The organism is Bacillus sp. MMSF_3353 (genome assembly GCF_030733445.1).
Taxonomy (GTDB): domain Bacteria; phylum Bacillota; class Bacilli; order Bacillales; family Bacillaceae_G; genus Bacillus_A; species Bacillus_A wiedmannii.
Map to the genome: position 1 here is coordinate 1 of NZ_JASHJA010000029.1, position 21,516 is coordinate 21,516.

Genomic DNA, 21,516 nt, shown 5'->3' on the forward strand with positions numbered 1-21,516 from the left:
ATTATAACTTAATCAATTAGAAAATGAATTACATATTAAAATTAAATTTTATAAAATATTAATACGCAATGACTATAGAAAATCTCCCATTTTCTATGGTTATTATTTAATTTTAAAAATAATGTTTTTATTATATAGTTTAATATTTTATAAAATTAAATTTAAAAAGAAAGTTAAATTAGACATTACTCTAATTTACAATCTAATATATATATCGATATATGGTATAATTTATTTAAAATGTAAATACTATAAATTTTAATTTACATAATAATATTATGTAAATTACGAGGTGTGAGGAGGAATTAGAATGATTAGCGCATATGAAATGACTATGACTACAAATGAAGTAAAAGATTATTTAGATATAAGTCACTTTATTTTTAATAATTTAATGAAGCAAGGAAAGCTAACACCAATCAATAAGGATACGTGGCGTTTAGATGGTAGTTTTTTATTTAGTAGAGAAGAAGTAGAAAAAGTAAAAGAAGAACGTAAAATTGAGGGGATTACTTTATACCAAGCAAGTAAAGAGTATCATATTAGTATGAATCAGCTTGAAAAATGGATAGAAGAAGGAAAGTTAGTTTATTTTTTAATGGAACATCGTAATCGACAAACGAAATTTGTGAAAGAGGAGGATGTTCGTGAACTTGTTCAGCAAGTAGAACAAGCTAATCATATATATACATTTTCGCAGAAATATAATGTAGTATTATTTCAAAAGTTTGTAAAAGGCAATACATTGGCACGTGTTATTTCTATTCCAAAACGTGGTGATATTATAGTTCTTGATGAATTTGGAACTAATATGACACTTAGTGAGGCATTAAAAGCAGGATATGAGTCCGCTTATAAACTGTCGGATAAACCTAGAAGTCATCATCAAAGGTTTGTTAAGTTTCGTTTTCCTAAATCTGCGCAATTACGAAACAATATTTTTCACATAATCGATAATATATTACAGTACGTATCTCCAAGAAATATAAAGATTTTAGAAGAAGAAACATTTTGGTATTTTGAGATTCGTCAATCATTAATTACATTACCACCAGGAATTCAAATGGAATGGATTGAGGAGTTAACGCCTTATATAATAGAAGGGAAAATTGTTCCAAGAATGAATCATAGCGTATATTTGGATAGTAATACAGTAACGAAGTCTGTCATACTTACAAGTAAGGAATACAAATACTTGAAAGAAATTACAAATGAAACAAATAGCTCTATTGAAGAATTTATAGCCATTGCTATTAGAGACAAGATTAATGGGCACTTACTTAAGTGAAATCGAATTTTTTAATGAATTAAAGCTAAATCTAGGTATTTTCTCTTTTACTTTTATTAAAACGCTTTAGTTGAAACGGAATAAATGCTAAGTTCCTATTACTAATAGTTGGGATATAAAAACTGAATATGTAGTTTTTATATATTTAATACTTCCTATAAAGTCTGTTATCAGACTTTCGGAAGTATAGAGAAAGAAAAAATTCAAGAATAGTTGTATGAATAATGTAGCGACAAATTATCTCTTTATGTATTATGTAAAAATATCTATTGTGTATGTGAAATAAATTTATATGTATGTTTTAATTATTAATGTTAAAAAATTACCCTATATTTTTTTGATATTATTTATATTTTTGTTTTAGTCCAAACTGCATTACGACCTTTTGATATTAGTTTAATTAATTTTTCTTCTTGTAAACATGCAAATGCTTTATTGATCGTGCTTGGTGAAACATCTGAAAATACCATCCGTATTGCTTCTTTTGTAAAAGGGAGTTCTTGTTTTAATATATACTCTTTAATTTTAAAGCTTTTGTTCCCTTTCAGTTGGTAACTTGTAATATGTACGTCTAGTTCTTTATATGCTTCTAGAATAATATGTAATAGACATTTTAATATAAAGGATACATTGTGCTCTTGAAAATGCCAATTTGCTGAAGATTTATATAGGGCATCATAATAATCTCTCTCGTATTTTTTTATTATTTTATCTAGTGAAATATATTTCACTAGTGAATGTTTACTTTGTAATAGTAATAAAGAGATAAGTAGACGTACCATTCTTCCATTTCCAGATTCAAAAGGAAAAATACATATAAAATTAAGTACAAAATTACAAATTAAAATTAGTGGATCAATATCTTTTTGATTTAATAAATAATTATATTCTTCACATAAATTTTTTACTGCTACTGGGATTTCTTTAATCGTTAAAGGGCGATAGCAATAAAATGAGAAATTAAGTTGCTCATGTTCTTCAAGTAAGATGTCCTGTTTTCTCCACGTTCCACTATCCGAAGTAGCATATTTAAAAAGTTGAAAATGTATTTCTAAGATTGTGCTTGGATCAATAGTAAGCCTTTCATAGTTATTATGAATGAGTGATAGCGCATCAACGTAACAAGATATTTCATCTTCAATCATTGTTTTTGGCGACAGATCATATGTAATTAATTCTTTTAACCTTTTATTTGTTATTTTTAAGTTTTTATACATTGCGACAAAATCTTTGGTATGTTGAAGTTGAGTAGATATTTGCAACTTTTCTAATGTACATGGAAATTCCTTCTCATAGACCTCCAATCTCCCTTGGTATTGCTTTATTTTTCCAATTAGGCTTGCTACATCTAAATTTACCAATAAATTTGTGAATTTTTCGCCAAAAAACGACATATTTTTCCCCTCCTATAATATAAAACTATACAATACTTAACTGGATTTAAAGTGTTTTTTTGAATAATTTTCTAAAAAAAATTAAAAATATAGTTTTTTATGTGTGAAAATTACAATAATTAGGGTCTTTTTGCCTTATTTTGTGACAAGATTTAACATCAGATTAAATAGTTTCATGTTAAAAAGCAGAGTTTTATATTGTGTAATTGCTTTTTATCAATAAGTGAGTTATTGCATATGGGGAAGGGGGAAGTCCTTACTAATGAAGACTATTGCTTTTTACTTACCACAATTTCATAAAATACCTGAAAACGATTTATGGTGGGGAAAGGGTTTTACAGAATGGACCAATGTAAAAAAAGCAAAACCACGTTTTCTGGGACACTATCAGCCTAGGGCTCCATTAAGGGATTATTATTACAATTTGTTAGATTTAGATGTACATAAGTGGCAGGTAAATTTAGCAAAACAATATGGTTTAGATGGTTTTTGCTATTATCACTATTGGTTCAAAGGGAAAAAATTACTAGAAAAACCAATAGAATTGAGAAATCAATGTAAGGAAATTGATTTCCCATATTGCTTATGTTGGGCAAATGAATCTTGGACAAGATCTTGGGATGGGAAAGACCAAGAAGTAATAATGCGACAAGAATATGGGGATGAGTCTGATTGGAAAGAACACTTTAATTATCTATTGCCATTCTTTAAAAACAAAAGCTATTTAAATATTAAAGATAAACCGATATTTGTAATTTACCGACCAGCTTCTATACCAAACCTAAATAAAATGTTGAGTCTATGGAATGAATGTGCTCAATCTGAAGGGCTTCTAGGGATACACTTTGTAGAAATGTTAACAATTTTTGAAGATAAATCAGATTTTCCTTTTGATGCTGCTATAGAGTTTGAACCTATGTACACTTTAAAAAAACTAATAGGCAATACAAATTCACTACATCAAGAAAAAAAAGATTTTCACTTAAGTTATGATTTTGTATGGAAAAGAATATTAAACCGTCAAATTAAAGAACGTGAAAACATATATAAAGGGGCTTTTGTAGATTGGGATAACTCTCCAAGGAAAAAAGAAAGCGCTTTAATTATGAAAGGGGCTAATCCCGATAAGTTTAAGAAGTATCTTTTACAACATAGTAAGGACACTGACTTTTTATTTATTAATGCTTGGAATGAGTGGGCAGAAGGCACATACCTAGAACCAGATGAAAAGTATGGATATAAATATCTTGAAGCTTTAATGGAGATAAAGAAGAGTCACTTCTAATAAATTGTAACAGCAAGAAGAAGGGGGAAACATTATGACTGGTATAAATACTATGATTTCCATTCGAAACATTAAGAAATCATATGGAGATTATACAGTTATTAAGAATTTAAGCATAGATATCCGTAAAGGTGAAATTATAGGATTACTAGGACCGAATGGAGCTGGGAAGACAACACTTATATCGATTTTATCTACTCTTACTCTGCCAGATGAAGGGTATGGTACAGTATGTAACTACGACTTGTATACTGAACGGAATAAGATTAAAAAAAATGTGAGTGTAGTACCTCAAGATTTAGCGCTATACCCGACTTTAACTGCATATGATAACTTATCTTTTTATGCCGATTTATATGGATTAAAGGGAAATAGGAAAAAAAGCCGCATAAAAGAAGCTTTACAATTCGCACAGCTTGAGGACTGGGCACATAAGAGAATTGATACATTTTCAGGTGGTATGAAAAGAAGAATTAATTTAGTGATCGGTTTGTTAAATAAGCCAAAAGTTATTTTCTTAGACGAACCAACAGTGGGAATTGATCCACAATCAAGAAACCATATTTTTAATTGTATTCGCCATCTCGTAGAAGAACTAGGAATTACTGTCATATATACAACTCATCATATGGAAGAAGCTGAGATGTTATGCCATCGTGTAGCAATTTATGATAAGGGTGAAATATTAGATATTGATACCCCAAAAAATTTAATAACAAAGTATGGGGAAAATTATTTAGAGATTGCAATATCAAATATTCCGGAAGAATTTATACATAAAACAAAAATGATTGCTGATGTGAAGTCCTGCACTTTGGTAGATAAAAAAGTCATCATTCAATGCGTAGATAGTTTTAATGTTACAAGAGAAGTTATGAAATTGATTCAAAAGTATAATTTAAAAATCGAATTATTTAATGTTAAAAATTCTAATTTAGAAAATGTATTTTTACATTTAACGGGTAAAAATTTAAGGTCTTAAATGAAAGGAGATGGTAAAAATGAAAGCTTGGTATATAGCTAAGAAGGATCTACTTATTCTTTTAAAGGATATCCCTGGTCTAATCTATTTATTTATTACACCTATTATAGTTATTGCAGTTGCTAGTTTTGCATTATCAAATGTATTTGATAGTAAGACAGAAAAATTCAAGATTCCTATAGTAGTAAATGATAATGGAGAACTTTCTAAAAGGGTTATTGAGGAATTGAAAAAAATCCCTGCCCTTGAGATAGAAGAAACTTATGAACTAAATGGTAAAAAGAGAGCATATACAGAAGAACAGGTAAAAAAGGAAGTTCAAACTAAAAAAGCGGCAATCGTCATCCCTAAGGATTTCACACAAAATGTATATTCAGGGAAAGAGGCCAAAGTCATCATCATAGAAGATGAAGTTGATCGCATTATTCCAAGTGTTGTTTCAAATGCTGTAACTCAAATTGTGTCAGAAATACAAAGAGATATGACTAAAGAGATTGTAAAACAAGCCTCTGCTCAAATGGAAGTAAATGTGAAAGTAGAGTTTAAAGAATTAGCATCAGATAATGAACATAAACCCACTCCATTTGAATCTAATGTACCAGGATATGCCGTAATGTTTGTACTTTTAGGTACTGCTGCAGCTGCAGGTGCATTAGTAGAAGAGAGAGAGAACGGAACGTTAAGAAAAATTCTTACTTTACCTATTAATACATTATCAATCATTTTTGGAAAGATGCTCTCATGCTTTATAACAGCTATTGTTCAATGTGCAGTCCTTTTTAGTGTAGGACATTTTGTATTTGGAATGTGGCTAGGCAAAAGTGTATTAGGAATTATATTGCTAGTGATATGTACTGCATTTGCAGCTTCAAGTCTAGCAATTTTATTAGCCTCTATATGTCAAACAAGATCCCAAGCAAATGGTATTTCAATTTTAATCGTGTTAACTATGTCTGCTTTAGGTGGATCTTGGTGGCCACTTTATATAGAACCTGAATGGATGCAAAACCTAGCGCATATTACCATTACAGCTTGGGCAATGGGAGGCTTTAACGACTTATTAGTATATAACAAAGAATTCTCCTCTGTTTTTATTCCATCAGCTGCATTAATTGGTATGGGAATTTTATTTTTAACAATCTCTATACAAAAATTTCGACGTTCTTATGAAAAGTAGGTGAAATAAGTGTACTTAGTAAAAAATGAGGTGAATGTTCGTTTTGGGGAATGCGATTCTATGGGAATTGCTCACCATTCTCATTATTTTCATTGGTTTGAGCTGGGTAGGTTTCAAATGCTAGATATGACTGGTATAAACCAGTATTTAAAACAGGAAAAATTGTATTTTCCAATTATTGATATAAGATGTACCTACAAAAAATCAGCTCGTTTTCAAGACGACTTAATTGTAGAAACCTATCTTAAGAATGAAAGTAAAGTTTATATAGAATTTGTTTATAAATTATTCCGCAAGAGAGGCCGAGTTTTGTTAGCGGAGGGATTTTCAAAACACGTTTTAACAAGGTCGAATGATCAATTAATCAGTAGATTACCAGAAGAAATTTTAGAAAAGCTTCAATTTGAAAATAGCGGGGGTGTCATATGATTACATTTATTTTTCCGGGACAAGGGTCTCAATCCGTAGGGATGTGTAAAGGGTATTTAGATAAATACCCAAACATATTTTTCCCATTATTTGAGGAAGCAAATGATACGCTAGGATTTGATTTAAAGCAACTATGTTTATATGGGCCAAGTGAAAAATTAATAGAAACCAGTGTTACACAACCAGCTATTCTTACGGTAAGCACAGGGATATCAAGAATTTTACATTTGCATGGTATAAGGCCATCTAAAGTAGCGGGGCATAGCTTAGGACAATTCTCCGCACTGGTAGAAGCAGGATCTTTACAATTCCAGAATGCATTATCCATTGTACGGAAGCGTGGTCAGCTGATGAGTAATGTAAAACAAGAGGGGTGTATGTTAGGAATTGTATCGAACACATATCAAACATTATTTGAAGTTGTAGAGGAATCTAAACAATATGAAATTGATATTGCTGCCTATAATTCCCCTACACAGGTTGTATTTTCTGGCGAGAGTAAGAGCATTCTTAAATTTCAAAAGGTACTAGATCAAAAAAATGGTATAAAAACTAAAATACTCTCAACTAGTCATGCATTTCACTCACGTTTAATGGGAGAAATGGTTCTTGAGTTTAAGGAGTATTTAAATTTATTTTCGTTAAAAAATGCTCAAATACCAATTGTTTTAAACTGTTCAGGAAAACCAACTACAGATAGAATCAATATTTTACAAGATATAGAAAGACAATGCGTAGATCCAGTTATGTGGCAAGACACTATCTACACTTTATTGAATAATGGTACGAAACACTTTATAGAAGTAGGTCCCGGGAATACTTTAACCAAGTTATGTCGCTCCTTTAAGCAGAACATATCTGTATCCTCTACAGAAACACCGATGTATTTAAAAAGAAGCCTTACTACAATAGAGAAAGAATTTAAGGGGGAACGGGTCTATGTTTAATGGAAACGAAGTGGCATTAGTTATCGGAGGATCACGAGGCATTGGTAAATCAATAACAATGGACCTAGCCAATCAGGGCTTAACTGTTTACTTTACGTTTCAAAGTAATCAAAAATCAGCAAATGAAATAGCAAATACTATAGGAGAAAAAGGTGGAAAAGTGTTTCCTATGCATGTAGATATTACAAATGAAGCCTCTATTCATAAATTGTTTCAACACATACGCTCAAAGGAAAAAAGAATAGATATTTTAGTAAATAATGCAGGAGTTATAAATGATGGATTTGCTGCAATGATGAGCGAGGAAAAATGGGATCATGTGGTTGATTTAAATTTAAAAGGAACATTTCTTTGTTGCCGACAAGCATTAAGAATAATGATGAGACAGAAAAGAGGTTCTATTGTAAATATTACGTCGACAAGTGGAATAACAGGTGCAAGAGGTCAATGTAATTACTCTGCTTCAAAGGGTGGGGTTATTTCCTTAACCAAGACTTTAGCATTAGAAGGTGGGGAATACGGTATTAGGGTTAATGCTGTTGCACCTGGTTTTATAAAAACAGATATGACAAAAGGAATGGATCAACAGGCATTAAAAAGGATGTTAGAACTAGTACCGCTTGGCAGAATTGGGGATCCTAAAGAGGTAGCATATCTAACAACATTTTTATCCTCTAACTATGCAAGTTATATCACCGGGAAAGTTTTTACAGTGGATGGTGGATTAGTTAATGGCTAAACAATAGATGATTTAATGACGAATTTTGAGTTAAACAAGGAAAAGGGGAAAACAGATGTTTACGTATGTAGAAACAAAAATTATTGCTGAAAAAAGAAAACAATTAACTACTAGAATTAAAGAAATTATTACTGAGAGATTAGATTTAGAAATCGAACCACATTTCATTACTGATGATCAGCCATTATTCGGAAGAGGCTTAGGAGTTGACTCCTTGGATGCGTTAGAGCTATTTCTGGCAATTGAAGAGGAATTTGGCGTTGCAGTATATGACGAGAATATGGCAGTACTGGGTTCTATTAATAAAATTGCCGATTTTATTGAAGAAAATAGGGAGGATGATGTGCAGTGAGACCGGTATTAAATGCAGATCAAATCCGAAATATCTTACCGCATAAATGGCCATTCCTTTTCTTAGATAAAGTTATTCAACTTGAGCCAGGAAAGAGTGGAATTGGTATTAAAAATGTAACTGTAAGTGAACCTTTTTTTGAAGGGCACTTTCCAAATGAATCAATAATGCCTGGAGTGTTAATTATTGAAGCTTTGGCACAAATGACGGCTGTTGTTTATGTTACAGGAGAACTAGCAAAAATAGATTCACATGGTGCATGTTCACCTAAAATAGATCCAAGTTCATATGTGGGTTATTTAGTTTCTGTACGTAATATGAAATTTTTAAAACCTGTAGTACCAGGAGACCAGCTAGAATTACATGTCCAAATTGGAAGATCACTTGGGATAATCTCACAAGTGGAAATCACGGCTTATGTAGATAAAAAGAAAGTTGCTACTGGTAGTATCCAAGTTTCTAAAAGAGTTGAGGAAATATGATCCATGGTATGGATGTTCAAGTTCGTGAGTGTACAGAGGCAGATAGTGAGAAGTTAGCTCACTTTTATAATAAATATCAGTATGGTCCCATTAAATATGGGTATCCCTTAAATACGCAAGACATCAAGCAATTATTTCGAGAGCGGAAGATACAGTTATATTTAATTGCTGAATATGAAAATGAAATTATAGCTAGCTTATTATTTTCTAGTTTATCAGGTCAAAGAGCAGCAACTCCAGATGGAACCTGGGCAGGATTCTTTTTAATCCATCCAGAATTTCGTTCGGGAAATATACCAGATAAATTATTTGCCTATGCAATTAAAAATCTTATTCAACAAGATATTAAGTATATTGATACAGAAGTGAATCCGGAAGATAAAGTAGCCATGGCACTTTATAAAAGAGTAGGGTTATATCAAACAAGTAGGTCGTATATAGACTATGATGGCTACTTAAATTTAAGAAGCTATTTACCTTATGTTATTAATTATCTGTTAGATGCATTTAAACCAATTATTTCAAAAAGTGACCAAGATATATGGCTATCTAGGGGTTGGAAAACGGTTAGGGGATTGAAATCCCTACGTTCTATTCAGAGTAACGCCATAACAAGAAATGGAATTGAAGTTGTAAAGTATGCTATTAATCTTGGAGCAAAAGATGTGAATTGTTGGGTTGATATAAAAAGTGAAAAAATTACTGAGGTAGAAACAGAACAAGTAAGATTCACTAGTTATATTTTAGAAGGAAACAATTTAATTGTTGGAGAGAAGATTCATATCTGTTATGTATATGAAAATCATTTTTCAAATCCTATTGAAGCTAGTATTACATCCAAGATAGGGGACGATTACTTAATTGATTTAAAGAAAACTTTTTATCCAAATAAAAAGTACGAGTGGGAAGAAGTTATAACAGTTACTAAGGAAATTGAGGGAGAACTTGTTACTAAGTTAAAAGCAAAAGAACTAGAACTAACTGTTCATTTTGGAGTAACCATAGCAAAACCGTTAGAAATAAATGTTGCTAATTATCCTAAGTTAATTAATGGAAAAGAATCTGCATGTATCGTTAATATAAAAAATAATTCTTTAGATAGATTAATTTACAAACTACTTATTCAACAAGGAAACTCGAAAATACTAGATTTCAAACTGCTAGAAAAACACCAAATCTGTATCATAGAACCGGGTGAAATAAAGAATCATCCTATTTTATTGAATCCTAAAAAAATTGGTATCACTAATATGACACTTTCGGCTGTTAGTCATCAAAATAAAAATATTGGGGAATTAAAGACAATAATTCCGATTCATGCGTATGGGAAAAATCATGTTTATGAAACAAAAGAATACTTAGTTCTAGAAAATATGTATATAACTGTACAAATAAGTAAAAGTACTGGTTGTTTATATATATATGACCTTAGAAAGCAGCAATTATTGGCAAAAGAAGCATGGCCAGATCTAGATTATCCATTTTTAAATGCAGTAAAAGAACCGAAAGTAAATGAGCTGTCATGGGAAATAAAATCTGATTCATGTTTTGAAATTATTCATGAGGCCACAAAATTAAAGAGAAGCATTTGTTTTTTGTCAGATAAGATAGTTCAAATAAATGATTTCGCACAGGAAGGAAAATATATAAAGATATATCCTTGGTGCATGTTATATGATGCGAAGATGACGGTACCATTAAAGAGTGGGTTAGTTTCTAAACCTATGGTATATGGTGAGTATCCATATGCACTACATGACTATGAATTTGTAAATCAATTCGATCTACCTAGTCATCCAAACATGTATGAGCGAAATTATACATTGTTTGAATCACAAAATATTAATATTGGATTTATATGGAAAGGAAATATAGAGCGTATCCTATTTGGATTAAGGTGGATGCCAGCGGTAATATTTAAACGGAGTGAAAAAGAAAAATGTATAACAAAAACTCACTATTATACTTTATGTTCTCATGATAGCAAAGATGAAGTGGAAGAAATCTATAACGATATTACTAATCATACATCCAAATTTATATCTAATAAGATTCCGTACTCAATTGAGACTGACCAATTTCATATTATAAATGAAAACGGGGAATTTCATATTCATGGAAGTCTAAAAAACTTATTTTCTTCCATATTAAAGGGGAAATTAACATTGTTTTTCCCTCAGACATCTTACGAACAACAATTGTTTATACAAGACATAGAATCTATAAGCAATTTTAATTTTGAATTTAGTGGAAAGGTCAATTGGTCAAAAGCACATTATGCCGTACTCACGTATCAAGATGAATTAAATAGAAATGCGATAACTAAAAAAATATATCTATTCCTTAAAGGAAGAAATAAATTAACATATAGCGAAAAAAAACAAGAATATCTAGTTCAAAATAATGTACTAAATTTAAAGATTAAAGTAAACCAAAGTAGTAAAATAACAGAATTTATGTATAAAGATAAAGAGATTTTAAAAGAAAACTCAGTATTAAGTTCTTATAATTTTTTACCCGGTGTAATGATACCAACAGCTAATTCTTATACTCCAGATTGTAGGAAAGATTTGAGCATTAATTCAATATATCTCAATAAAAGTAATCAATCAGTAGTAGCGACGGAAAATACATATAAGGAATTTATTAATCGGATTTTCTGTCAATCTGATGAGTGGAAAGTTGAATATACAACTGTATATGATCTACCTGTCTTACAAATACAATTGAAAAGTCTACAGAAAGATAAAATGAAAACTAGTGTCTTTCACTTATTCTGGGAGAAAAAAGGAAAAACAAAAATTAAAAAGATGTATTATTGGCAGAATGGAGAGCAAAACACGTTAATACCAAATGGCAAACAAAGAAAGATTTATTTAGATAATAAGGTAATTCTCGAATTATCTAATGGGTTATTTGTATCTATTTTAGCATTATCACATAGTACAAAATGTTTTATATACGAATGGCCCAAAAAAGGGATACAAATCGGAATATATGATAATCAGAATGAATTTAATGATGGAGATATTCGCTTTAATATTGCAGTTGGAGAAACTTTACTTGATAGTGAATACTTTTCGCAAATTTTAGTAGAGGGGAATAAGACATGAAAGTATTGTTTATTGCACCTAGTCATTTTAGCATTGGTGAGTTGCATAATGCCTTATGTCTAGCTAAACAAATTCAAAAAGATGGGGAAGTTTATTTTTTAACAAGCGAAAAATTCTCATGGTATGCCAGTAAAACTGTAGCCAATGTTACATCACTAACAAAGGGGCTAAGACAAAAAGAGGTTATAAAACAAATCACTAATTCATTTCAACCTGATGCTATTGTTTTAGCTGATTACCATAATTTATTTTTAGAGTCTCCAATTATTGATCTTGATTATCTATTAAACCTACACATACCTTGTTTCTCTATTGATTCTTTGGCTTGGGGTAGTGAGGATAGATTATTAGAAAATAAACTTTTTAAAAACGCAAACTACAATAGCTTAAAGAAAAGGTCATTGATAAAACTACCTAAAATTCCGTCTCAATTTAAGTTAATTAGAACGTGCCCAGTAAATAGTTATAAAGAAGATAATGAGAAGATTATTTCCGTCAAGTTGTATAAAGAGGCTTTACAAGTAGATGAAGAAAGAAAAATGAAAATACGAGTACAACTTGGTTGTAGAGAGCAAGATAAATTAATTATGATTGCGAAATCATCATGGGCCAACCTATTAGTAAAAATGAGGCTCATGGAGAAGAAACAGTACAATGATGCAAGGTTTAGCTATGAATATATATTACAAGAGCTATTAAGTCTATATCTTCAGGACTTTCCAAGCGATACATGTATTAAATTAATTGGGGTTTCAGATGAGACTAAATTTGTTTCTATGAAAAATGGAGGGAAAATAGAATTTGTTTCACTACCATTTCTTCATTTGGAAGAATACGAGCAACTATTATTATCGTGTGATTTATTTATCACTGATAATATAACATCTTGTTCAATGGGAAAAGCAGTATTTGGAAAAATACCTGTGATTAGCCTTGTAAATCATATGGGATATGAAGAATTAAAAGCTCAAGGATACAGCCTTAATCCTACATTAAAAAGCATTATAGAAAAATGGAATTATATAATACCTAATGGACTTTATCCATTTCTTGTATTCCCAAATGGTTGGCATAAAGAACTAGCTCCATTGATAGAGAAAAATGATTATTTTAATTGTGTGCATACTTGTGAAATTTTTGATTTAAGGAACACCAGTAAAACAATATTCAATATGCTATATAGCAAAACTGAGATTGATAAATTAAAGAAAATGCAACAACTATATATAGATAATGTCTGTAATTTACCGACAATAAATGATGTGATAAAGAGAGAATTGGGGGCACTTAATCATGAGTAATCAAATTAATATACAAAAAGAAAAAAATGAATCATATGATGCAGTACGTAGCGGAATAGGTGTAATAGATTTATCGGAAACAGGAAGAATTGTTGTAAAAGGGGAGGACCATGTAGAGTTCCTAGATCGTTTAGTTACGAAAGATATTATGTTTATGGAAGAAGAAACTACACTCTTTACCTTATTGTTAAAAGAAGATGGGACTGTAATCGATATAATCAATCTATTTAAAAATGAGGATTCTATTACAGTTATTACTACACCGCATAAAAAGGACACTGTACTAGCTTGGTTAGAAAATCAAAAGACGAATGGCATTGAGATTATAGATATAAGTCAAACACATTCTCTCCTTGGATTTGAAGGCCCTTATGCATGGAGATTAGCTCAACAATTTTTAGATTTCGAAATATCATCACTACCATTTCAATCATTTGTGTTAAATCAATTATTTGGAAAGGAAATTCTATTGGCAAGAACAGGTGTAACAGCAGAGTATGGTTATCAATTATTGTTTGAAAAATACTTGGAACCAATAGTGGTTGAAACCATAAATTCTTTTAAAGATGACGATATTAACTTGAAAAAAGTGGATTGGGAAACATTAGAGACGTTAATGTTAGAAATTCGACATCCATATTTTGAATTTAAACATTTAGAAGAACTAAATATTTTCGAAGCTAGTTTAGAATGGTTTATTGATTTTTATAAAAATGAATTTTATGGAAGAGAATCCTTAGAACAGCAATCGGAAGCTGGAGTAAATAAAAGAATTGTGGGATTTACGACAGGAATAGAGAGCAAAATTACAGTTAATGATGAAATTTTTATAGAGGAACAATTAATTGGTAAAGTTATTGAACTTAAAGAAAGTCCTGTATTAAACATGAGACTCGGAATTGCTCTATTAGAGGAACCATTTGCTGTTTCAGGAATTGGATTTTATGTAAAAAATAAAGAAAATGAGTTGTATGAGGCACATACCCAATCCTCACCATATATTCTACCTAAATCATGGTCAATCAAAATACTGTAAAGGTGATGGCATATGAACATGAATAATCAGCGAATCGTCGTGACTGGCATGGGAATTATTTGTTCAAACGGAAATAGTGTAAAAGAATTTTGGGATAATATTAAATCTGGGAAATCTGGTATTAAAGTAATCCAAAATATCGATATGGCTGAAATGGTAACAGATTATGGTGGAGAGATTGAAAACCTTCAGGTAGATGATTACTTCTTTAAGGATGAAATAAAGGATATGGATCGCTGTGGAAAATTAGGTGTCATGGCGGCAAGAGAAGCGGTAGAAAACGCAAAATTAAAAATAGAAAACTTTAATCCATACCGAATTGGAATATCATTAGGCACATCTTTAGGAGGCATGTTGAGCGGGGAAGAATTTCATAATCAGTGGATTAAAGATGGAATTGAAAAAGCAGATGAAACGTTACTTTTTAAGTATCCAATCCATACTCCCTGTGACAATATTACTCGAGACTTAAAAATAAAAGGGCCAAAAATGATTATTTCGAATGCATGTGCCGCTGGTACAAATTCAATTGGATTTGCACTGGATACAATTCGAAATAACAAAGCAGATATCATGATAACCGGTGGTGTAGATCCCTTATCTAAATTGTCAATGAGTGGTTTTAATAGTTTACAAGCACTTGCACCAACGCCACCATCGCCTTATAGCAAGAGTAATGGCGTGGTAATCGGAGAAGGTGCAGCCATTCTTGTTTTGGAATCATTAGATCATGCGGTTGAAAGAGGTGCAAATATCCTTGCTGAAGTAGTGGATTATGATTTATCTTCAGATGCATATCATCAGACGGCCCCAGATCCGGGCGGGGAAGGTGCTTTGAGATCCATGCGAGGTGCTTTAAAGAAAGCCAATATAGATGCTAAGGAAGTAAGCTATATCAATGGACATGGTACAGGTACACCAGCAAATGATGTATCAGAGCCAAAAGCAATTCGTACATTAATTACTGAAAATAAGACACCAGTTTCTTCAACTAAATCAATGATAGGACATATGTTAGGAGCCGCAGGGGCGGCGGAAGCAGTAACAAGTATTCTTGCTATTCAACATGGATATTTACCTCCAACTATAAACTTTGAAGTTGAAAGTCAAAAGTTTAATCTAGATTTTGTACCTAACATAGGTAGGGTAAGTGATTTGAGTTATGTACTATCAAATTCATTTGCTTTTGGTGGAAACAATGCAAGTATCTTATTCTGTAAGTACAATGAGAACCTTGAGTTATCAGCGGCAAAGGAAAAGCTAATTAAAGAAAAAAAAGTCGTAATTACTGGTGTAGGGGGACTTGCTGGGAATTCTTCAAACCTTCAAGAAATTAAAGATTGTATGTTTAAGGGAAAAAGTGGTACCTCAAAGATTAAACAGTGGAACGACAATCCTAAGTGCATACAAGCCGGGAAAATACCAGAACAAAACTATCGAAGGCTAATACATCCTAATTTATTAAGGAAGATGGATTCAATTAGCAAACATGCAGTATTGTCAGTGAAAATGGCGATAGAAAACGGGAACTTAAAGATAGATAAAAATAATAGGGACAAGATAGGAATTATTTTTGCAACTGGTACAGGACCAGTTGGAACGGTAGAATCATTTAACCGAATTATTATCCAAGAGGGTGTTAAGGCCGCCAATGCTAAATTATTTCCAAACACAGTTATGAACGCAGCAGCTGGACATATTTCATTAAACTTTAAAATAAAAGGTCCTACTTCAACTATTTCATGTGGAGGGGTTTCTGGTATTAGTGCACTATACTATGCTTACGCCATGATTCAATCCAGTGATTATGACACGTTCATTGTGGTAACAGCGGATGAAGTAAATAATCCAATAATAGAGGGACACTCAAAAATAAAAAGGTACTTAACAACTGAGAATATAAGACCTTTTGATTGTAATAGTAGCGGTACCATACTTGGTGAAGGGACCGTTGCCTTTATTGTAGAAAGTGAGGAAGCGGCGTTAAACAGAAGTGGTAATATTTTAGCTGAAATCAAGGGATTTGGGTTAACATCTGATGATAGTAAAATAGGGGACTTAAGCCATCTAGGAAAGGCATGGGAGGAATCTATGCGTTTAGCAATGCAAGAGGCGATGATTTCTCCAGAAGGGATAGAATATATTTGTGCAGCCGCCAATGGTCATACATATTTTGACCGTATTGAAGAGAGGGTTATAGAACGGACATTTGGGAATAGTGTTCCTGTTAGTGCTACAAAATCTATCTTTGGGGAAACCCATGCAACTGCAGGTCTTCTTTCTCTAATTAGTGTAATATGTGCATTCGATGGTGAAATTCCAGCTACGCAAAATGTAAAGAGTCATAGAGGAAGAATTGATCTTGTCACAGAAAACGCTCGAAAGACTCCCGTTAGCAATGCCTTAATTAGTACATATTCTTACGGTGGTAATTATAATTCTGTTGTAATAGGAAAATATTTTAATTAATTATTTATGTAGGAGGCCAATTTTATTAAGTAAGTATTGGTCTTCTGCATAATAAGCTATATGGTTTTTAAAGCTTAAGCTCTTAATTGAGCATATCAGAAATACTATGAAGGAGCGCAATGCCATGAAAGGTATCATTCTTGCAGGTGGGAGCGGTACTAGATTGTACCCCCTTACCCAAATTGTATCAAAGCAATTATTACCTATCTATGATAAACCCATGATTTATTATCCTTTATCAGTACTAATGTTGGCTGGTATAAGAGAGATACTAATTATTTCAACGCCACAAGATATTAATAAATTTGAGCAAATGTTAGGTGATGGTTCAAAATATGGAATTACTCTTTCATATACTGTTCAGCCTTATCCAGAAGGTATAGCACAAGCATTTATTATCGCAGAAGAATTTATTGGAAATGATAATGTAGCTTTAATTCTTGGCGATAATATCTTTTATGGTCATGGACTAACAGAATTACTAGAAAAGGCTGTTAAGAAGACAAAGGGGGCTACAGTTTTTGGTTATTATGTCAATGATCCAGAGCGCTTTGGAGTAGTAGAGTTTGATTCTAAAAAGCATGTGATTAATATCATGGAAAAGCCAAAGGAACCAAAATCAAACTATGCAGTAACCGGCCTGTATTTTTATGATAAACGTGTGATAGAAATAGCAAAAACCATTAAACCATCTAATCGTGGAGAATTAGAGATAACAGATATAAACAAAGAATATCTTGAAATGGGAGAATTAGAAGTTGAATTATTAGGAAGAGGCTATGCATGGCTGGATACAGGTACACACGAATCATTATTAGAAGCAGCACAATTTATAGAAACAATTGAGAAAAGACAGAGTTTAAAAGTAGCTTGTTTAGAAGAAATTGCATTTAAAAAGAAATATATAACCAAGCAACAACTATTAAAAATGGCAAATTCGGTAAAGGAAAATCAATACAGCCGATATTTACTAAGGGTTGCCCATCAATAGCATTTAAATGAATGGAGAGAGAAGAATGCGTAAAATTCATACAGCATTAGATGGTGTTTTTATTATAGAGCTTGATAAATGCAGTGACAAACGTGGTTACTTCATAGAAACATGTAATAAGAAAAAATTTGAACTTTTAGATTTACAGGGAGACTTTGTACAAGATAATCAATCATTATCTGTTCACACAGGCACGATACGTGGGCTGCATTATCAGTTGAATCCTAAAGCCCAAATGAAGGTAGTGAGCTGCATTTCTGGTTCTATTTACGATGTAGTGGTAGATATCCGAAAGGGCTCTCCAACGTATGGGCAATGGTTCGGAACAATTTTAAGTGAGTATAATAACCGTCTACTTACCGTTCCTAAAGGGTTTGCACATGGTTTTTGTACTACAGAACCTAATACTATTGTCCAGTATAAAGTAGATGAGTATTATTCACCTAACCATGAAGGCGGAATTCTATGGAATGATGAAATGATAGGGATTTTTTGGCCAACTAATCAACCAATTTTATCAGAAAAAGATAGAAAACTACCTAGTTTAAAAGATACTAATATCAACTTTGTTTATGGAGATGATTTTAATTGAAATTATTAATAACGGGTGGGGCAGGATTTATTGGTAGTAATTTTATTCGGTATATGTTAAAGAAATATCCTCAATACCAAATTGTAAATGTAGATTTATTAACATATGCAGGGAATTTATCTAATTTAAAGGAAATATCACTAAATCAAAATTATAAATTCATCAAAGGGGATATTTCAAATGAAATATTCATAGATAAGCTATTTAAAAAAGAGAAATTTGATTATGTATTAAATTTCGCAGCAGAATCTCACGTTGATAGAAGTATTAAAACTCCCCATATCTTTGTCCAAACTAACATATTAGGTACACAAGCCTTATTACACTCAGCATATAAAACAAAAGTGAAAAAGTTTGTACAAATTTCTACAGATGAAGTATATGGGACATTATCTCAAACGGGTGCGTTTACAGAGCATACAATAATAGCTCCTAATAGTCCTTATAGTGCAAGTAAAGCTAGTGCAGACTTAATGGTACGAGCGTATCATGAGACATTCGGTTTACCTATCAATATAACTCGTTGTTCCAATAATTATGGTCCCTATCAGTTCACGGAAAAATTAATACCATTAACAATAACTCATGCGTTAAATAATAAAGATATTCCTCTATACGGTGATGGATTACATATAAGAGATTGGCTTCATGTACAGGATCACTGTGTAGCAATTGATTTAGTTCTTCATGGTGGAGCAGATGGACACATTTATAATATCGGAGGATATAATGAATATACAAATCTAGATATTGTACAAAAAATACTCAAATTCCTAAATAAAGATCAATCGCAAATTACATTTATCTCAGATCGCTTAGGACATGATCGACATTATGCCATGGATGCTACTAAGTTGAAAGAAGAATTAGGTTGGACACCACACTATCTATTTGATGATGGACTCACTCAAACAATTAAGTGGTATATAGATAACCGTACGTGGTGGGAATGAATTTTATTAGCTGAAAATTACATAAGTTAAACGAGGAATTTTAAAATGAAGATACTGATAACGGGAGTAGATGGGCAACTAGGACAAACTTTAATACAGGTACTCAGCAGAACACATCATGAGCTATATGGTGTGAATCGAACCACGTTAGATATTACAAATAAAATAAGAGTTAGCTCTTATCTTGATAGGTTAAAGCCAGATGTAATTGTACACTGTGCAGCATTTACAAATGTAGATGGGGCAGAGAAAAATAAAGGGCTGGCATATGAAGTAAATGTATTAGGTACCAAATATATCGCTCAAGCTGCAAGCAGAATAAAATGTAAATTTGTATATATTAGTACGGATTATGTGTTTGATGGCGAAAAGCAGACACCATACAATCTTGAGGATTGTCCTAATCCATTAAACATATATGGAGAAACGAAATTAGCTGGAGAGTATTTAGTAACAAAATACACGAATAATCATTTTATTATTAGAACATCGTGGATATTTGGAAATGGCGATGATCACTTTATCGCTAAGATAAGAAAACTAGCAAGTTTATATGGTGAAGTCTGTGTAGTATCAGATCAGTTTGGTTCACCAACTTATGCATTAGATTTAGCAAATTTTATTGAAGAAATAATAGATACAGATCAATATGGATTATATCATGTGACAAATGAAGGAATATGTTCATGGTATGAGTTTGCAGTTGAATTTTTTAAAGACTTCAATAGAGACATCAATATCATTCCTTTAACGACGGAAGAATTCCCGCAAACAGCCAATAGACCTAAATATTCAGTGTTAAGCAAAGATTGCATTATGCTGAATGGATTAAAACCGTTAAGACATTGGAAAGAAGCATTAAAAGAGTATAATAAACAATTAAATAGTAGATAATCGTTTTAATTGTTTATGAAATTAGCCAATAAATGTGGCTTTATTTATTTTAGTAAGTTGCATTTTAATTATGTAGAACTTTGTCGTTTACAAAGTATTAACTGCAAAATAAAAAACCACTACTTTAGTAGTGGTTTTTTATTTTGCAACTATACATTAAATCATAACAAAGGCCATTATACATTCGCTGAAAGATTAACAGTACGTTTACTATTTTAGCATAGTTGCATTCATATAAATGTTCCAATCTAGTGAACTTTCAAGCTTGAATAGATTTAGATAATACCTATTAGGGGTCACCATACATCGCCACCAAGCTAGTATTTTGAAGTACCCCCAAAACGAAAATTTTATATCTTTGCAGATATTTATGAGAATTATTCACGTTTTTCTGTTTCGGGAATCAGCAGTTTCCTTAACTTGATAAGCATGCGTCAGGATTCCTTATAAAGAAAAATAGTAACCCATCAAATTCTTGAAATTCCACATCTAAGTTTTGAACTTTATATTTAAATTGAAACCCAAGTTTTTCTAATATGTGGATAGAGGCCGAATTTTCTGGAAATACAGTAGTAACAATGTTTTCAATCCGAAAAACTGAGAAAGCATATTTTAAAAGAGCTTTCGTAGCTTCTGTAGCAAATCCCTTTCCCCACTTATCATGTGATAATGCATAATATACTTCTGTTAATGATGGAGCAAAATCTAACGGTCCTAATCCACAATAACCAATTACTTTTTGAGAAGTTTTTTCTATTATGGCAAGATTGAATTTTACAATGCTATCTACTGTATTTTTTTTATTCGAATCAATGCTCCACTGAATAATATTTTTCATTTCTTCCAGAGAATAAATTGGATCTGAAATATATCGATGTACCTCAGGATTCTTTTGTATTTCATATAAATAGTCTAAATCATCGATTTGATAGGGTCTAATTAATAATCTCTCAGTTTCAATACAAGCATTAGTAAACATAACATACCTCCCTTATCTTAATTTTTAAGCAAATTTATATTCAAACTCCTTTCCATATTTATTATTGCGGTATTACAAAGTGCTTAGTCGAAAAATTGTAAATACACCTCGTT

19 protein-coding genes are annotated in these 21,516 nt (G+C 31.6%); 17 read left to right on the forward strand and 2 right to left on the reverse strand.

Features of this window, described 5'->3' with window-relative positions; all coding sequences use genetic code 11:
* Positions 1-310 precede the first annotated feature (310 nt).
* Complete coding sequence (locus RBB48_RS27150; protein ID WP_151920484.1) at positions 311-1,288, forward strand: DNA-binding protein; 978 nt, start codon at positions 311-313, stop codon at positions 1,286-1,288.
* Positions 1,289-1,635: 347 nt separating this feature from the next.
* Here RBB48_RS27150 and RBB48_RS27155 read toward each other — a convergent pair whose 3' ends face one another.
* Positions 1,636-2,682 (reverse strand): Fic family protein, encoded by a 1,047-nt coding sequence (locus RBB48_RS27155; protein WP_306008388.1) that lies wholly within the window; start codon positions 2,680-2,682, stop codon positions 1,636-1,638.
* 262 nt (positions 2,683-2,944) lie between these two features.
* Between RBB48_RS27155 and RBB48_RS27160 the strand changes: the two genes are divergently transcribed.
* The 16 genes from RBB48_RS27160 (at position 2,945) to rfbD (ending at position 20,424) form a co-directional block, all read left to right on the forward strand.
* Positions 2,945-3,967 carry a glycosyltransferase WbsX family protein gene (locus RBB48_RS27160; protein ID WP_306008389.1) on the forward strand — a complete coding sequence of 341 codons (1,023 nt, stop codon included), beginning with the start codon at positions 2,945-2,947 and terminating at the stop codon, positions 3,965-3,967.
* A gap of 34 nt (positions 3,968-4,001) precedes the next feature.
* Positions 4,002-4,949 carry an ABC transporter ATP-binding protein gene (locus RBB48_RS27165; protein WP_306008390.1) on the forward strand — a complete coding sequence of 316 codons (948 nt, stop codon included), beginning with the start codon at positions 4,002-4,004 and terminating at the stop codon, positions 4,947-4,949.
* A 19-nt stretch (positions 4,950-4,968) separates the two neighbouring features.
* The gene (locus RBB48_RS27170) at positions 4,969-6,126 is read left to right on the forward strand and encodes an ABC transporter permease (RefSeq protein ID WP_306008391.1); all 1,158 of its coding nucleotides are present in this window, start codon (positions 4,969-4,971) and stop codon (positions 6,124-6,126) included.
* A gap of 9 nt (positions 6,127-6,135) precedes the next feature.
* The gene (locus RBB48_RS27175) at positions 6,136-6,555 is read left to right on the forward strand and encodes an acyl-CoA thioesterase (protein WP_306008392.1); all 420 of its coding nucleotides are present in this window, start codon (positions 6,136-6,138) and stop codon (positions 6,553-6,555) included.
* Complete coding sequence (locus tag RBB48_RS27180) at positions 6,552-7,502, forward strand: ACP S-malonyltransferase (protein ID WP_306008393.1); 951 nt, start codon at positions 6,552-6,554, stop codon at positions 7,500-7,502. The genes RBB48_RS27175 and RBB48_RS27180 overlap by 4 nt, the downstream gene beginning before the upstream one ends.
* Positions 7,495-8,241, forward strand: coding sequence for a 3-oxoacyl-ACP reductase FabG (gene fabG, locus RBB48_RS27185; RefSeq protein ID WP_306008394.1), 747 nt, complete (start codon positions 7,495-7,497; stop codon positions 8,239-8,241). Before RBB48_RS27180 ends, fabG begins: the two co-directional genes overlap by 8 nt.
* Positions 8,242-8,296: 55 nt before the next feature.
* Positions 8,297-8,593, forward strand: a complete 297-nt coding sequence (locus tag RBB48_RS27190; RefSeq protein ID WP_000495741.1) for an acyl carrier protein — start codon at positions 8,297-8,299, stop codon at positions 8,591-8,593.
* Positions 8,590-9,075 (forward strand): 3-hydroxyacyl-ACP dehydratase FabZ, encoded by a 486-nt coding sequence (fabZ, locus tag RBB48_RS27195; RefSeq protein ID WP_306008395.1) that lies wholly within the window; start codon positions 8,590-8,592, stop codon positions 9,073-9,075. The genes RBB48_RS27190 and fabZ overlap by 4 nt, the downstream gene beginning before the upstream one ends.
* Complete coding sequence (locus RBB48_RS27200; RefSeq protein ID WP_306008396.1) at positions 9,072-12,188, forward strand: GNAT family N-acetyltransferase; 3,117 nt, start codon at positions 9,072-9,074, stop codon at positions 12,186-12,188. Before fabZ ends, RBB48_RS27200 begins: the two co-directional genes overlap by 4 nt.
* The gene (locus RBB48_RS27205) at positions 12,185-13,489 is read left to right on the forward strand and encodes a DUF6365 family protein (RefSeq protein WP_306008397.1); all 1,305 of its coding nucleotides are present in this window, start codon (positions 12,185-12,187) and stop codon (positions 13,487-13,489) included. Before RBB48_RS27200 ends, RBB48_RS27205 begins: the two co-directional genes overlap by 4 nt.
* On the forward strand, positions 13,482-14,525 hold the full coding sequence (locus RBB48_RS27210) for an aminomethyl transferase family protein (RefSeq protein ID WP_306008398.1): 1,044 nt from the start codon (positions 13,482-13,484) through the stop codon (positions 14,523-14,525). The genes RBB48_RS27205 and RBB48_RS27210 overlap by 8 nt, the downstream gene beginning before the upstream one ends.
* A gap of 12 nt (positions 14,526-14,537) precedes the next feature.
* Positions 14,538-16,994, forward strand: coding sequence for a beta-ketoacyl-[acyl-carrier-protein] synthase family protein (locus RBB48_RS27215; protein ID WP_306008399.1), 2,457 nt, complete (start codon positions 14,538-14,540; stop codon positions 16,992-16,994).
* Positions 16,995-17,118: 124 nt separating this feature from the next.
* A complete protein-coding gene (rfbA, locus tag RBB48_RS27220; RefSeq protein ID WP_306008400.1) occupies positions 17,119-17,985 on the forward strand; it encodes a glucose-1-phosphate thymidylyltransferase RfbA in 867 nt (288 codons plus the stop codon).
* 25 nt (positions 17,986-18,010) lie between these two features.
* Positions 18,011-18,577, forward strand: a complete 567-nt coding sequence (rfbC, locus tag RBB48_RS27225; protein WP_306008401.1) for a dTDP-4-dehydrorhamnose 3,5-epimerase — start codon at positions 18,011-18,013, stop codon at positions 18,575-18,577.
* On the forward strand, positions 18,574-19,530 hold the full coding sequence (rfbB, locus tag RBB48_RS27230) for a dTDP-glucose 4,6-dehydratase (protein ID WP_306008402.1): 957 nt from the start codon (positions 18,574-18,576) through the stop codon (positions 19,528-19,530). Before rfbC ends, rfbB begins: the two co-directional genes overlap by 4 nt.
* Before the next feature lie 45 nt (positions 19,531-19,575).
* Complete coding sequence (gene rfbD, locus RBB48_RS27235) at positions 19,576-20,424, forward strand: dTDP-4-dehydrorhamnose reductase (protein ID WP_306008403.1); 849 nt, start codon at positions 19,576-19,578, stop codon at positions 20,422-20,424.
* 415 nt (positions 20,425-20,839) lie between these two features.
* On the opposite strand, the gene RBB48_RS27240 is transcribed toward rfbD, so the two are convergent.
* Positions 20,840-21,403, reverse strand: coding sequence for a GNAT family N-acetyltransferase (locus RBB48_RS27240; protein WP_306008404.1), 564 nt, complete (start codon positions 21,401-21,403; stop codon positions 20,840-20,842).
* Between the last annotated feature and the right edge of the window lie 113 nt (positions 21,404-21,516).